Below are 11,581 nucleotides of genomic sequence, written 5' to 3' on the forward strand. Positions count from 1 at the left end.
CCCGTCCCTGCAACCCGACCGCCATCACGGCGTCTCCCGGCCCCGCGCCGACCGGGGGACAAACAGCCCGGCCGACGGCGCGGGCGTGGCGTCCGGTCCAGCCGCTTGCAGCAGGAAGAACAATCGCGTCCCCGACAGCACGGCGGGCGGCAAGGCCGTCTCGCCGGGGATCTGGGCGAGGGTTTCGATGTAGCGGCGGGTCTCGGCCGGAAGCGGCGCGCCGGTCTCCAGGTGGGCGGCGTAGCGGGCCGGTCCGGCGTTGTAGGCGGCCAGCAGACCGGGGTAGCCGAACCGCGCGCGCATGGCCGAAAGATAGGCCGCGCCCGCCAGGATGTTGTCGCGCGGATCGTAAGGATCAGGCCCCAGACCGTGGACCCTGGCCAGCTCCCGATAGGTCCCGGGCATCAGCTGCATGAGCCCCATCGCCCCGGCCCGCGAGGTGATCGGCACGCCGTCGAGGTGGGTTCGCCCGCCGCTTTCGGCGCGTATCACCGCCACGATCCAGGCCTGTGGAATGTCGAAACGCTGGGCCGCTTCGGCGATCCAGGGACGCCATTGTTCGATACGTTCGGGCGTCGCCGGGCTTGCCGCGACGACCGCCGCCAGGACGATCAGGGCAGCCATAGCGGGGTCGCCCGGCCGATGACCGCGCCCTTGCCCACCGGCCCGAAATAGCGCCCGTCGAACGAGTCCGGCGCGGGATTGAGCAGCAAGACCGCACCGCCCGACAGCCGCTGGCACCCCGACCACCACGGCAGCTTACGCCCCCGGCGGTCGGCCGCGCGGCGCATGGCGAAGGGCCGGCCGTTGACCGTGATCGAGGTCCCGACCGCGCAGACCTCGTCGCCCGAGACGGCGGCCACGGCCTTGATCATCGGCACATTGGCGGGGAGATAGCGGCGCTGGGCGGCCAGGCGCCGCGCGGCGGGCGGCGGCTCGGCCAGCACGTGATCGCCGACGCGGACCGGCGCGCCCGGCCTGATCCGCCAGAGACCGACGGGCGCGCTGGCGCTGGCGTTCCAGACCAGGCGCGGGGCGGGATCGAAGACCAGCGGCGCGGCCAGGGCGACCAGCGCGCCGGCGGAAAGACCGGCCAGGACCTGGCCGCGCGGGGTGAGCCAGCGGCTAAACATGGCGGTCCTCGCGCTCGGCGTCGCGGCGCGAACCGTTGCGCCGCGACCAGGCGTCCAGGTCGTCGATGTGGTAGCGGATGAACCGCCCGTGGCGCCGGAAGGCCGGGCCTTGGCCCTGGCCGCGCATGGTCTCCAGCGTGCGTTCGGCCAGCCCGATATAGTGCGCGGCCTGGGCGGTGTTGAGGAACGGGCTGCCCTTGCGCGCGCGGGCGGCCCGGTTGATCGCGTCGTCTTCGTCCATCATCGCCGCGCTCCCTTTTCCTGTTGGGGCGCGGCGGTGGCGGGATGGGGTTGGGCCGCGCTGGGGCGAGCAGACCGCGCCCAGCGCGCGGGCGGGACGTACGCAAACGCGCCTTTGAAATTCGTTCCCCCTCTCCTGGGGCGGGCGGTGGCCCCCGCGCCTGGCGGCGCGAGGGCGGGGCCGGTCAGTCCTCGGGGTTCCAGATCAGGGCGAAGACGTCGTCGTCGTCCTGGCCGGCCGCGCGACCGAGTTTGACCTTGTAGGTGCGCGGGCCGATGTCGGGATGGGCCAGGGTCAGGCCGACATATTCCTGGCCCTTGACCTGACCGACGTTGTTCCAGCCGGCGCCGATCTCGATCCCGGACGCCACGACCCGGTAGTCGGGATAGGCGGGCGAGGGCTTGTCGCGGACGGGCACGATCTCGATGTCGGCGCGGATGTTGAGCGTGCGGAGCTGGCCCTTGAAAGCGCCGGTTTCCGAGCGGGTGACGTGGCCGAGGGTGGCGGTCATGGCGGGGGTCCTTTCAGCGATCCGCCGGGGCCGATCCCCGGCGACAGGCGCCCGTCATGGGCGGCCCGGCCCGCCTTGACCCGCAGGACCCTTGAGGTCCGGAGGGCCGCAGCGCAGCGCAGGACCCGAGCGACGGGCTTTTTTGCAGCGAAGCGGGCGCGAGGAGCCGCGCCCTCTTGTCTTGGGCGCGGCGGGGAAAAAAGTTCGGCGCGACGGTTCGAGGCGGGACGGGACGCCCATAGGGTCCAAGCCATCGTCGTGGGTTCGTGTCCGGCGGTTTGCTGCAAGGCCCCCCGCCATGATCGCCCGCTCGGCCACGCCGCCCGCGCGGGAAGCCGGCGCCTTCAAGGGCCGGCGCTGTCACCCTCACGGCCTGGCCGCCATCGAGATCGCCCGGCCGCGACAAGTCCTCGCCCGTCTATCGCCGCGCACGGGACGGGCTTGCGGGATCGAGATCGGCGCCGGCTGGCGCGGCGGCGGCCGGGTCAAGGGCCAGGGTTATGTCGGTCTGACCCTGGCCCATCCCGACATCGGCTAGCCCGCCTCCAAGGTCGGGCTTCGGCCACGCCGCCGGCCAGGACGGCGACGACGTCTTCGCCCTGATCTGGAACCTTCGAGGCCTGACCGGCCCCGCCTTCGCGCCGCCAAGCGCGGGGGCCATCGCCCGCCCAACGTCATAGGAAAAACCCCGCGTCGCCGGACGCGGGGCTCAAGGTCTGGAGGGATCGGGGCGAGCCGCCGCCCGCCCCGCCGGCTCATTCGGCCGCGAGGATGGCCGGGTTGGGATCGCTGACCAGGACCACGGCCGGGGCCGGGACCTCGCCCGCGCCGGGGACCTTGACCCGACGCAGCAGGGGCGCGACCGCCTTGCTCCGCTCGGCGGTGGCGAAGCGCCGCTTGGTGTAGGCGCCAGCCGGGAAGGTCAGCCAGCGCGGCGTCCAGCGCGCGACCTTGGGACGGTCGTTCGTCCCGTTCGAGGAAGTCGCGCAGGATGGCCTTCTGGGTCTTGACCTTCTCGGCCAGATTGCCGTCGGCGACCTTCTTGCCGCCGACCTCCTTGAGCATGGCGTTGACCGCCTCGCGGTCGCGGATCAGCTCGAAGAAGGCCGCGTCCGGGCTCCAGAACGCGGCCATGTCGACCTTCATGTGCAGGCCCGCCGCCTCGACCTCGGCGCTCCCGGCGGCCAGCGCTTCGCCCATGACCACGGCGGCGACCGCCAGGACGTCGGCGTCGGGCAAGGACAGGAGCTTGGCGAAGACGCCCGCCGCGCCGCCGTCGCCTTTCCGTCCGACCAGATCGCCATCGGCTTCGACGCCGAGTAGGGCGGCGGCGCCCGCCTGCTTGGCTCGAAACCGCGCCTCGGCCGGGCTGGCCTCAACGCTGGCCGACACCGCCTCATGGCCCGCCCGCCGAGGATCGGCCTCGACGCGCCACAGCGCCGACCCGGCCACGGCGTGGGCCACCAGCAGCCGCAAGGCCACGCCCGCATGGTCGGCCAGGACCGCGCGCACGGCGGCATGGCGGTGCAGGTCGATATAGGTCTGCTGGGCGCTGGTGACTTCGGCGCGGTCGGTCTTCGGACCGTCGCCATCGCCCTCGCCGCGCGCGGCCTTCGCGGCGGCGGCTTCGGCGCGCCGGGCCTCCTTGGCGCTCAGCCAGCCTTCATGCGTCGTCACCTCGCCGCGCGAACTGATGGCCAGGAAGACCTTGCCGCCCTTGGCCTTGGAGACCCGTTCGTGCTTCCAGGACTCGAACGAACGACCGGTCTCCAGCACCTCCACCGCGTTCCAGCCGTCGGCCAACAGGGCCTCGCGCTTGGCCGCCAGGGCCTGGTTCTGGCAGGTCCAGAAGAGGTTGGGATCGGTGAAATAGCTGTCGTCGCCGAACAGGTCGGCGATGATCTGGCCGGGGTAGTCGTCGAGGCGGAACAGGGCGTTCTTGGCCGGGATCGAGGCGCCGCCGAACAGCCAGGTCTTGAGCTGGGCGCCGGTCGGGGCGCGGCGCTCGGGATCGTCCAGCATGGCCAGCCACTCCTTCTGCTGGCTCTTGGTGGCCAGGGTCAGGGAGCGGACGGTGGCCACGTCGATGGCCTCGCGGCGATAGAGGCCCCGGATGCGCGGCAAGAGGTTGCCCAGCGCCAGGGTGCGCCGGACCACCGCGTCGGTCATGTGGAAGGTGGCGGCGATCTGTTCGGGCGCGCGGCCCTTGCGGATCAGCTTGGCGAAGGTCTCCCAGCAGGTGACCTCGTCGGCCGGGAGGCGCGCGAGGTTTTCGATCAGCGAGGCCTCGATGGCGGCGGCGTCGTCGCCGGGCGCCAGGATGCCGATGGGCACCGGATCGATCTCGACGCCCTGGGCGATGGCGGCCATGGCCGCGAACCACCGCCGCCGCCCGGCGACGATCTCGAAGTGACCGGGGACGACGGCCCCGTCCTGGGTCTTTTCCTGCACCAGCATGGTCAGGAGAACCCCGCGCTGACGGATCGACGGGGCGATGTCGGCGATGTCCGGATCAGGCCGCCCGTAGTTCATGTTGAGCGGCGAGACGGTCATGTTGCGGGGGTCGGCGAAAGCGAGTTTCATGACGGTTGCTCCTGTTTCTCAGGGGTGGAACCGGCCCCGTCCGTGTTGCTGTCCAGGCTGCGGGCGGGGCCGGGGATGCGCCGGGATTGGCGCGGTCGACCGGCGCCGGGCTTGATCCCGGCGCGCGGAAGGCGGGATCAGGCGGCCATGGCGCATTGCGCCGCCGCGCTAGGCTCGGGCGACGGCGCGGTCTGGAAGGCCAGCAGGAAGTCGGCGGCCTTGGAGGCCTGGGAGGCGGCGCGGAAGATGGCGCGGTTGTCCTCGCGCAGGACTTCAAGCCACGCGCCGATGTAGTCGGCATGGCGGACGGTGGGGACGATGCCGAGGGTGGCGCAGACGAAGGCCGCGCCCATTTCGGCGACCAGCTCCTCGCGCGCATAGGCCTTGCCGCCCCGGTGTCCCGACTGGTCGCGGTCCAGCCGCGAGCCGTGGCCGGTCCAGTGCGACAGCTCGTGGAAGGCGGTGCGGTAGTAGTTGATCTGGTCGGTGAAGGCCGGTTGCGGCGGGACCTGCACGTAGTCGAACAGAGGATCATAGAAGGCGCGCGGCCCGCCGACGCGGAAGTCCGCGCCGGTGGCGGCGATCAGCGCCTCGGCGTGGGGGACGGCTTGGCGCTCGGGCAGCGGCGCGGGTTCGGGATCGACGCCCGACAAGCCTTCGCATTGGGCGAGATTGAAGACGGTGAACCGCTTGAGGAAAGCGACCTTGCCGGGCTCGTCGCCGTCACGCGCGGCGCGTTCCTGCTCGGCCTTGGGCGTGAAGCGGTCGGCATAGACCACGCTCGTGCCGCGTTCACCGCGCCGCACACAGCCCCCGGCGGCCAGGGCCTGCTTGAAGGTCAGCCAGCCCTGGGACGGATAGCCGTGCTCGATGACCGCGCCCCACAGCAGGAGGATGTTGACGCCCGAATAGCGCCGCCCGGTGATCCCGTTGCGCGGCAGGGACAGGGCCGCGCGCCCGGCCGTTCCCCACGGCTGGACCCAGGGCAGGCGCCCGGCCTCCAGCTGGTCGATGATCCGGTGGGTGACCTCGTCATAGAGGCTGGCTTCAGCTTGTCGGGACGGCTCCCGCCGGGAGGGCGAGGCCTTGGCGGCGGACTTGCGGCCTTGACCGGTCGGGCGCATGAGCGGGCTCCTTCCCCGCCCGAAAACCCCGCATCCTTTCGCCGGAAAGGGGGGTGGGCGGCGAAGAGCGGCCGAAGAGGCCCGTCGCCGGACGGCGGCACCCGAAGGGCCGAAACGCAGTGGAGGAGCCGGCCCTGGCCGGCTTGCCGCCGACCAAGGCGGGCCTAGAAGGGCGCGCCGCCCACCCCCGTTTCAGGGGAAAGGAAAACCAGGAAAGTCATCGCGCGCAGCGCGATGGCCGTATCGGACACTGTTCAGGCTTCTGGCGCGTGCTCGTCCGACGAGATCGTGCTCGAGAGCATGCGAGCCCCGTCGCGTTCGATCACCGCCAGCACCGCGTCGTCCCGCCAGACTTCCACCGATACGGCGCTGGCATGCTCGCGAAGCAAACCCCACGCGTGAGCGACATAGGCATCGGGTGAGAGCGCCTGAACGTCGACCGCCGTGGCGACCTGGTTATCGGCCAAGCAAACGAAGGTGTAGGTGTCCATCGCATGACCCAGAATATTCGCTGCCTGTATGGTCATCAACTGCCGAACAATAGGCCCTCGCCCTCTTGATCACCTGCCGCCGAGGAGAAGAAGCCCTCATGACTGAGCCCTCCGACGATCCGCTCGCCCAACATCTGGCCGAGATCGTGCAAACGCGGCAGGCCGCGATGGACGCCCACGCGGCGCTGCGCCAGTCGCAGCCGTTCCTGAACGCCTGCCGCAGGACCGAAACCCTGGTCGGCGACTATGGGCTGGCGCTCAACGCCATCAGCCTGATGTCGACCCGATCACCGACCTTCGAAGCGGCCAGGCTCAGCATCCGAATCGCCGATCTGCTGATTGAATCGGCCGTGGCCACCATGGCCCACATTCGCGAAGGCCTGCTGAACCCGGCCCACCGCGAAATGCGCTTCCTGCTGGAAGCCAGCATCAAGGCCTGGTGGTGCGACAGCGTCGAGCCCGAAGGCGAGGTCGAACGAAAGCTCGACTTCCTCGACGACCTCGGCGCCGCGCGCTTCCGTGACATCGTGGACGGCCTGCGGCCTCGGCTGATCGCCGCCGAAGAGGCGGCCGGCCTGGTCCACAAGGTCACCAATCTCTACAAGAAACTGTCGACGCGGGTCCACGCCTCGACCGGCGGCGTCGGGGTCGACCTTCGACGGTTCGAGCGCGGCCAGTATGTCGGCTTCGAGGGCGTGGGCGATCTCAACAAGGCCAACGCGCAGTTCGCCGAGGTGCTCGACATCAGCCTGGCCTGCGCGTTCGAGGCGTTCGACGGCGGCCTGCTGGGCGACATCTTCGTCCAGGTGCTCGACGATCATCCCAAATGGGCGTTCCACAAGACCCCGCTGGTGCGCAGCATCTCCAGCCACTTCGATTACAAAGCCGAGCGCCAACCGCCACGATAGCCTGAAGGCGCCCCACGGCCGCGCATCTCGACTTGCGCGCTAGTCGTGGTTAACCTCCCGGAAAAGGGCGCTCCATGACTAAGAAGACCGGCAAGAAAGCCGCCAGCGACGCGGCCAAGGTGCTTTCGGATCCGAAGTCGACGTCCGCGGAAAAAAGCGCGGCCGGCGCGGCCCTGACCCAGCGCGCCGGCCCCAAATCGTCGGCCGCCAACGAAACCACGAGCCCCGCCGCCGCCAAGAAGGCCAGCAAGGTCCTGTCGAATCCGAAGTCGACGGCCGCCGAGAAGACGGCGGCGGCCTCGGCGCTGGCCCAGGCCGCCCCAAAAGCCAAGCCCGCCAAACCGCCGGCCCCGGCCAAGCCCGCGCCGAAGCCGGCGGCAAAGCCGGCCGCGGCCAAGCCGGCGCCGAAACCGCCAGCAGCCAAGCCGAGCGCGCCGAAACGCAAATAAGCAGGCGTCCGGCCTTGGCCATGAAAGCCATCACCCGGGCGTCAGGGTTTCGTCGGCGAGATGGCTCCGGCCGGCTGCCCCGCGTGGCGTTGATGATCGTGACGACGCGATAGGAGTCCTGGACGATGGCCATCGTGGTGATGATCCTGGCCGTCATAGCCTGGCTCTTCGTGCAGGCTGCGCTGGCCGACGCCGGCCAGGGCCCACGTTCGCGCGGCTCCCTGCGCTACCAGCGTCGCAAGGCCGCCAAGCTGGGACTGGACCCCGCCGACGTCGAGGTCCGTCCCGCGCGGCGCAGGTCCTGACTCGATCGAACCGGTCGGCCGCTCGGTCGTGGGCGACTTAGCGTTCGGCCTGGGCTTTGGCCTCCTGGCCATCGTGCTGATGTTCGGCGGCGCCTTCGTGCTGATGGCGATGAAATTCCCGCCCGACGCCGTATGGGTCTGGTTCGGCGTCGTGATCCTAGCCACCTTCGTCCTGAACAAGATCCGCCGGAGCGGCTGAGCCGCCGCCTCGGTGGGACACCCGCCGCTAAGATGGGATCGGAGATCAAGTGTCCATGCGCTGCCTGTTCTGCAAGGCCGACTCCTCGCGATCGCGCAGCGTCGAGCACGCCATTCCCGAGGCCTTGGGCAATCGCAGCTTCGTGCTGCCGGCCGGCGTCGTCTGCGACGGCTGCAACAACTACTTCGCCGTGAAGGTCGAAGGCCCCTTGCTCAAGACCGGCTCGCTGCGGCAGCTGCGCGCCAGGCAGGGCGTGCCCACCAAGCGGGGCGCCTCATGCCGGTGCTCGGCCGCTTCGAGGACATCGACGCGGACCTGGCCGCCTTTCGCATCAACGCCGGCGAGGTGGTGCTGGCCGTCACCGAGATGAGCGCTGCGCCCATGGTCTCGGCCGCCCTGAGCAATGGCCTCGGTGGGCTCTTTATCCATGAAGAGCCCCCACGCCTGGATCAGCGGTTGTTTTCCAGGTTGATCGCCAAGATCGCCCTGGAGCTGATCGCCCTGCGGGTCTGCCATGTTCCAGGCTGGGAGGAATTCGGCATCGACCACCCGCAGTTCGACCCGATCCGCGCCTATGCGCGTTTCGGCCAGGGCCCGACCTGGCCCGTCCTGAGTCGACGCATCTATGACGAGGAGGCCACGACCCTGCCAGCCTCGGGCGACCCGCAGCAGACGATCTACGAGACCGACTTCTTGCTGACGCCCAGCGGCGAGGGCTACGCGGTGATCTGCCTGTTCGGCGTCGAACACACGATCAATCTGGTGACGCCCTCGGTCGAGGGTTACCGGACCTGGATGAAGGACAACGCCGGACGCAGCCCGCTCTATCCCGACGGGAAATACCCCCAGCGGCGGGGATGGACGAACGACGACGAGGCCGACTTCCGTGACGGCGCCGAACGCGACTAGAAGCGGGCATGATCATCGCCGCCGCGCTCACCGCCATCATCGCCTGCAACGCCCCCGACGTTCACGACGGCGACACCCTGCGCTGTGGTTCCGAGCGCGTGCGCCTGTTCGGCGTCGACGCGCCGGAAGTTAGGCGCGGCAAAACTCCGGCCGAGCCGCTGGCCTATGAAGCGCGGGATGAGCTGATCCGCCTGACGCGCGGTCGCGTCGGCTGTCGCTTTGTCGAGCGCGATCGCTATGGCCGGTTCGTCGGCCGGTGTTGGTCGGACGCCACCCCTGACATTAACGCGGCCCTGATCCGGTCGGGACTGGCGACCGAATACCGGCGCTACAGCAAGGGCGCCTATGCGGCGGCGGAAGATGAGGCGCGGCGCGCCAACCGCGGCGCCTGGCACCGCCCGTAGTCATCCACACGCGACCCACAGGTGCGACGCCAGCGCGCGATGAGTCCGATTGACTCTCTCGGCCTCAAGGGGAACATATAAGGAACATCGGAGCTCCCTATGCCATCCCAACCCGCGATTTCGCGTGCGACGCCGCACGCCTGCGCCTCAGTTCACGTTCCCTTCGAGGCCGACATCGAGACCCTGGCCGAGTGCGTCGCGCCCGACCGTCATCTGCGGACGATCTGCGGCTGCGGCGAGATGGCCGAGTTTGACGCGACAGCCTGGCTCGAGCGCCGGCTGGGCGACTTCTCAATCGTCAATTTCACCGATCGGCTGCGCTGTCCCTGCGGTCGACGCCAGGGCCGCTTCGAGGTCTGGCCTGGACCGGCCGGCTGCTCGGGCCTGAAGACCCGTTTCGCCGCCTCGCTCTACGACTGAGCCATGTCGATCCGGCCCCCTTCTCAGTACGTCGCGCCGGCGGTGTCGCGCAGCGACCGCCGCGTGATGAAGCTGACCCGCGTGCGGGTCGACACCACGGACAAGACCTCCAGGACCCTGCACTTCCTGCATCCCGACGGTACGGGCCGCGGCAATTCGCGGGTCGGCTTCGTCTCGCCTGAGCACGTGCCGGAATTCGAAGGCGAGGAAGGCTGGTTCGAGATGGAGCGCGTCAGGGCCAAGCCCTGGTCGTACTGGCGCGCCATCCGGCGTCTTGACCCGCCGCCCCATGCCTGAGCCGAGCGATGCCGATCGCCGCAAGGCCGCGCGGCTCGATCCGGCCTTCGCCGGCGCGCGGTTGATCGACGCGCTGGAGCGTGGCTGGGAGATCGGCTTTCGCTGTCAGTACTGTGGCGCGGGCAAGACCTGGCGCCGGGACACGATGCTGGGTCGGGCGCGGCGTTATCTCAACTGCACCATGGCCGAGATCCAGGCCCGTCTGCCCTGTCCGCGATGCCCCGGCCGCATGCCGATCATGACGATGTCCGGGGTGATCGATCCGGGCGACGCGGAGGCTCGCCGGTGGGCGACCGTGTCCCTCCTGCTCGACGTCGGCCTGAACCCCACCGACTACGGTTACGGCTGGGCTCCGCCTGGCCGGCAAGCTGGTGGATGAACGCCATGGACCTGCAACCCAGTCTCTTCGACCTGCCGCTGGCCCCGCGCCGACCGATGCCCGACGGCTTCCGCTACCAGCCAGACCTGATCACTCCCGAGGAGGAGCGCGCCCTGGTCCGCCAGTTCGCGGGCCTCGACTTCAAGCCCTATGAGCATCTGGGCTACCTGGGCAACCGGCGCATCGCCGCGTTCGGTTGGCGACGCGGCGACGACGGCGCCATGGTCGAGACCGGCGAAGGCGTTCCGGATTTCCTCACGCCGCTGCTCACCAAGGTCGCGGCGTTCACCGGCCTGTCCGTCGAAAGCTTCCGCCACGCCCTGGTCACCGAATACGCGCCCGGAGCCGGCATCGGCTGGCATCGCGACCGGCCGCCGGCCGTGGCCATCGCCGGGGTCTCGCTACTGTCGCCCTGCACGTTCCGCCTGCGCCGCAAGGTCGCCGACATATGGGACCGCGCCTCGATCATCGCCGCGCCGCGCTCGGCCTACCTGATGAGCGGCCCGGCGCGCAGCGACTGGCAGCACAGCATCCCGGAGGTCGACGTCCTGCGCTACTCGGTGACCTTCCGCACAGTTCGAACTTAGAACGCCATCCGCCACCCACCGACCGCATGCTCGTAGGTCAGCTACATCAGGTGGCAGCCGCTTTGAGCGCCCGCCTCACACTTGCCGGGAGGCTAGAGCAGGATTCCGCGCGCTCACGACCCACACATGCAACCACTTCCGGCGCATGATGCGCCGCGACCCGCATCTTAGCGTCTATCAAAGCGCCATACAGGGCATCGCCAAGAACCGCTTCGCCGAGCCCGCCGCGCACGGCGGGCTCAAAAGGAGATCTACCGTCGAAGCGACTAAAAGACCCGGAAAGCGAACAGCCGCTAGCGAGGTCGCTTTGCGCTCATCGATGAAGGCTGTGGTGCTAACCCGGTGGGCATGGACGAGTGTCGCCGCCTCGCCGTCGTCGAGGGTTTGGGCAGCATCGCCGGCCACCAGGCTCAGGAACAGATCTGCATCCTGAGGATCGAGGTCGACGACATGCATCAGTCCAAGGTGCAGAAGGGTCGCAACTTCGTCTGCGGCTTGCCTCCCCTTGGCCCGCCCCCGCTCCAACTCAGCAAGCGCTGTTTGGGTGATCTCCAGGGGCCCGCCATAGAGTTTAAGAATCTTGTCCGCGCAGCCGGTGGCAGCGAGATTGATCCACACGCTTGCATCCGCGACGGCCATGC

20 protein-coding genes are annotated in these 11,581 nt (G+C 69.7%); 12 read left to right on the plus strand and 8 right to left on the minus strand.

The genetic code is table 11. The features are described 5' to 3' along the window. Positions 1–24: 24 nt before the first annotated feature. From ACHMW8_RS00585 to ACHMW8_RS00600, 4 genes are all read right to left on the minus strand, one after another. On the minus strand, positions 25–624 hold the full coding sequence (locus ACHMW8_RS00585) for a lytic transglycosylase domain-containing protein (RefSeq protein WP_099538429.1): 600 nt from the start codon (positions 622–624) through the stop codon (positions 25–27). Continuing rightward, complete coding sequence (locus tag ACHMW8_RS00590) at positions 612–1,133, minus strand: S26 family signal peptidase (RefSeq protein ID WP_099538428.1); 522 nt, start codon at positions 1,131–1,133, stop codon at positions 612–614. The genes ACHMW8_RS00585 and ACHMW8_RS00590 overlap by 13 nt, the downstream gene beginning before the upstream one ends. Beyond that, positions 1,126–1,377, minus strand: a complete 252-nt coding sequence (locus tag ACHMW8_RS00595) for a helix-turn-helix domain-containing protein (RefSeq protein ID WP_201723080.1) — start codon at positions 1,375–1,377, stop codon at positions 1,126–1,128. Before ACHMW8_RS00595 ends, ACHMW8_RS00590 begins: the two co-directional genes overlap by 8 nt. Before the next feature lie 181 nt (positions 1,378–1,558). Next, on the minus strand, positions 1,559–1,885 hold the full coding sequence (locus ACHMW8_RS00600; protein ID WP_099538427.1) for a DUF736 family protein: 327 nt from the start codon (positions 1,883–1,885) through the stop codon (positions 1,559–1,561). Between the two features lie 298 nt (positions 1,886–2,183). Between ACHMW8_RS00600 and ACHMW8_RS00605 the strand changes: the two genes are divergently transcribed. Then, positions 2,184–2,423 carry a hypothetical protein gene (locus ACHMW8_RS00605; protein WP_099538426.1) on the plus strand — a complete coding sequence of 80 codons (240 nt, stop codon included), beginning with the start codon at positions 2,184–2,186 and terminating at the stop codon, positions 2,421–2,423. Here the strand turns inward: ACHMW8_RS00605 and ACHMW8_RS00610 are convergent. The 3 genes from ACHMW8_RS00610 to ACHMW8_RS00620 all read right to left on the minus strand — a co-directional run bounded on the left by ACHMW8_RS00610 (position 2,420) and on the right by ACHMW8_RS00620 (position 6,083). Continuing rightward, on the minus strand, positions 2,420–4,468 hold the full coding sequence (locus ACHMW8_RS00610; protein WP_395444492.1) for a ParB/RepB/Spo0J family partition protein: 2,049 nt from the start codon (positions 4,466–4,468) through the stop codon (positions 2,420–2,422). The genes ACHMW8_RS00605 and ACHMW8_RS00610 overlap by 4 nt on opposite strands. 137 nt (positions 4,469–4,605) lie before the next feature. Beyond that, positions 4,606–5,592 (minus strand): ArdC family protein, encoded by a 987-nt coding sequence (locus tag ACHMW8_RS00615; RefSeq protein WP_099538424.1) that lies wholly within the window; start codon positions 5,590–5,592, stop codon positions 4,606–4,608. A gap of 254 nt (positions 5,593–5,846) precedes the next feature. Then, on the minus strand, positions 5,847–6,083 hold the full coding sequence (locus ACHMW8_RS00620; protein WP_137803669.1) for a hypothetical protein: 237 nt from the start codon (positions 6,081–6,083) through the stop codon (positions 5,847–5,849). A 98-nt stretch (positions 6,084–6,181) separates the two neighbouring features. On the opposite strand from ACHMW8_RS00620, the gene ACHMW8_RS00625 reads away from it, so the two are divergent. The 11 genes from ACHMW8_RS00625 (at position 6,182) to ACHMW8_RS00675 (ending at position 10,940) form a co-directional block, all read left to right on the plus strand. Then, positions 6,182–6,991 carry a hypothetical protein gene (locus tag ACHMW8_RS00625; RefSeq protein ID WP_099538422.1) on the plus strand — a complete coding sequence of 270 codons (810 nt, stop codon included), beginning with the start codon at positions 6,182–6,184 and terminating at the stop codon, positions 6,989–6,991. A 74-nt stretch (positions 6,992–7,065) separates the two neighbouring features. Further along, positions 7,066–7,440, plus strand: coding sequence for a hypothetical protein (locus ACHMW8_RS00630; protein WP_201723079.1), 375 nt, complete (start codon positions 7,066–7,068; stop codon positions 7,438–7,440). A gap of 125 nt (positions 7,441–7,565) precedes the next feature. Then, the gene (locus ACHMW8_RS00635) at positions 7,566–7,745 is read left to right on the plus strand and encodes a hypothetical protein (protein ID WP_395444493.1); all 180 of its coding nucleotides are present in this window, start codon (positions 7,566–7,568) and stop codon (positions 7,743–7,745) included. Positions 7,746–7,773: 28 nt separating this feature from the next. After that, on the plus strand, positions 7,774–7,944 hold the full coding sequence (locus tag ACHMW8_RS00640) for a hypothetical protein (protein ID WP_395444494.1): 171 nt from the start codon (positions 7,774–7,776) through the stop codon (positions 7,942–7,944). Between the two features lie 55 nt (positions 7,945–7,999). After that, complete coding sequence (locus ACHMW8_RS00645) at positions 8,000–8,314, plus strand: HNH endonuclease (RefSeq protein ID WP_395445858.1); 315 nt, start codon at positions 8,000–8,002, stop codon at positions 8,312–8,314. Next, positions 8,221–8,853: a hypothetical protein gene (locus tag ACHMW8_RS00650; protein ID WP_395444495.1), complete on the plus strand. Its 633-nt coding sequence runs from the start codon at positions 8,221–8,223 to the stop codon at positions 8,851–8,853. Before ACHMW8_RS00645 ends, ACHMW8_RS00650 begins: the two co-directional genes overlap by 94 nt. Before the next feature lie 8 nt (positions 8,854–8,861). Beyond that, positions 8,862–9,257, plus strand: coding sequence for a thermonuclease family protein (locus tag ACHMW8_RS00655; RefSeq protein WP_099538419.1), 396 nt, complete (start codon positions 8,862–8,864; stop codon positions 9,255–9,257). A gap of 99 nt (positions 9,258–9,356) precedes the next feature. Beyond that, positions 9,357–9,677, plus strand: coding sequence for a hypothetical protein (locus ACHMW8_RS00660; protein ID WP_099538418.1), 321 nt, complete (start codon positions 9,357–9,359; stop codon positions 9,675–9,677). A gap of 3 nt (positions 9,678–9,680) precedes the next feature. Beyond that, positions 9,681–9,974 (plus strand): hypothetical protein, encoded by a 294-nt coding sequence (locus ACHMW8_RS00665; RefSeq protein ID WP_099538417.1) that lies wholly within the window; start codon positions 9,681–9,683, stop codon positions 9,972–9,974. Further along, positions 9,967–10,353, plus strand: a complete 387-nt coding sequence (locus tag ACHMW8_RS00670) for a hypothetical protein (protein ID WP_099538416.1) — start codon at positions 9,967–9,969, stop codon at positions 10,351–10,353. The genes ACHMW8_RS00665 and ACHMW8_RS00670 overlap by 8 nt, the downstream gene beginning before the upstream one ends. Positions 10,354–10,358: 5 nt before the next feature. Beyond that, a complete protein-coding gene (locus ACHMW8_RS00675; protein WP_171012841.1) occupies positions 10,359–10,940 on the plus strand; it encodes an alpha-ketoglutarate-dependent dioxygenase AlkB in 582 nt (193 codons plus the stop codon). A 177-nt stretch (positions 10,941–11,117) separates the two neighbouring features. Here ACHMW8_RS00675 and ACHMW8_RS00680 read toward each other — a convergent pair whose 3' ends face one another. After that, positions 11,118–11,579 carry a hypothetical protein gene (locus ACHMW8_RS00680; protein ID WP_395444496.1) on the minus strand — a complete coding sequence of 154 codons (462 nt, stop codon included), beginning with the start codon at positions 11,577–11,579 and terminating at the stop codon, positions 11,118–11,120. Between the last annotated feature and the right edge of the window lie 2 nt (positions 11,580–11,581).

Source organism: Caulobacter sp. UC70_42, from assembly GCF_044056025.1.
Taxonomy (GTDB): Bacteria; Pseudomonadota; Alphaproteobacteria; order Caulobacterales; family Caulobacteraceae; genus Caulobacter.

Coding starts and splice junctions, on each gene's coding strand:
- ACHMW8_RS00585 (WP_099538429.1), bottom strand. CDS start 624: ATGGCTGCCCTGATCGTCCTGGCGGCGGTCGTCGCGGCAAGCCCGGCG.
- ACHMW8_RS00670 (WP_099538416.1), top strand. CDS start 9,967: ATGCCTGAGCCGAGCGATGCCGATCGCCGCAAGGCCGCGCGGCTCGAT.
- ACHMW8_RS00600 (WP_099538427.1), bottom strand. CDS start 1,885: ATGACCGCCACCCTCGGCCACGTCACCCGCTCGGAAACCGGCGCTTTC.
- ACHMW8_RS00665 (WP_099538417.1), top strand. CDS start 9,681: ATGTCGATCCGGCCCCCTTCTCAGTACGTCGCGCCGGCGGTGTCGCGC.
- ACHMW8_RS00625 (WP_099538422.1), top strand. CDS start 6,182: ATGACTGAGCCCTCCGACGATCCGCTCGCCCAACATCTGGCCGAGATC.
- ACHMW8_RS00660 (WP_099538418.1), top strand. CDS start 9,357: ATGCCATCCCAACCCGCGATTTCGCGTGCGACGCCGCACGCCTGCGCC.
- ACHMW8_RS00610 (WP_395444492.1), bottom strand. CDS start 4,468: ATGAAACTCGCTTTCGCCGACCCCCGCAACATGACCGTCTCGCCGCTC.
- ACHMW8_RS00635 (WP_395444493.1), top strand. CDS start 7,566: ATGGCCATCGTGGTGATGATCCTGGCCGTCATAGCCTGGCTCTTCGTG.
- ACHMW8_RS00605 (WP_099538426.1), top strand. CDS start 2,184: ATGATCGCCCGCTCGGCCACGCCGCCCGCGCGGGAAGCCGGCGCCTTC.
- ACHMW8_RS00620 (WP_137803669.1), bottom strand. CDS start 6,083: ATGGACACCTACACCTTCGTTTGCTTGGCCGATAACCAGGTCGCCACG.
- ACHMW8_RS00590 (WP_099538428.1), bottom strand. CDS start 1,133: ATGTTTAGCCGCTGGCTCACCCCGCGCGGCCAGGTCCTGGCCGGTCTT.
- ACHMW8_RS00655 (WP_099538419.1), top strand. CDS start 8,862: ATGATCATCGCCGCCGCGCTCACCGCCATCATCGCCTGCAACGCCCCC.
- ACHMW8_RS00680 (WP_395444496.1), bottom strand. CDS start 11,579: ATGGCCGTCGCGGATGCAAGCGTGTGGATCAATCTCGCTGCCACCGGC.
- ACHMW8_RS00645 (WP_395445858.1), top strand. CDS start 8,000: ATGCGCTGCCTGTTCTGCAAGGCCGACTCCTCGCGATCGCGCAGCGTC.
- ACHMW8_RS00630 (WP_201723079.1), top strand. CDS start 7,066: ATGACTAAGAAGACCGGCAAGAAAGCCGCCAGCGACGCGGCCAAGGTG.
- ACHMW8_RS00650 (WP_395444495.1), top strand. CDS start 8,221: ATGCCGGTGCTCGGCCGCTTCGAGGACATCGACGCGGACCTGGCCGCC.
- ACHMW8_RS00675 (WP_171012841.1), top strand. CDS start 10,359: ATGGACCTGCAACCCAGTCTCTTCGACCTGCCGCTGGCCCCGCGCCGA.
- ACHMW8_RS00595 (WP_201723080.1), bottom strand. CDS start 1,377: ATGATGGACGAAGACGACGCGATCAACCGGGCCGCCCGCGCGCGCAAG.
- ACHMW8_RS00615 (WP_099538424.1), bottom strand. CDS start 5,592: ATGCGCCCGACCGGTCAAGGCCGCAAGTCCGCCGCCAAGGCCTCGCCC.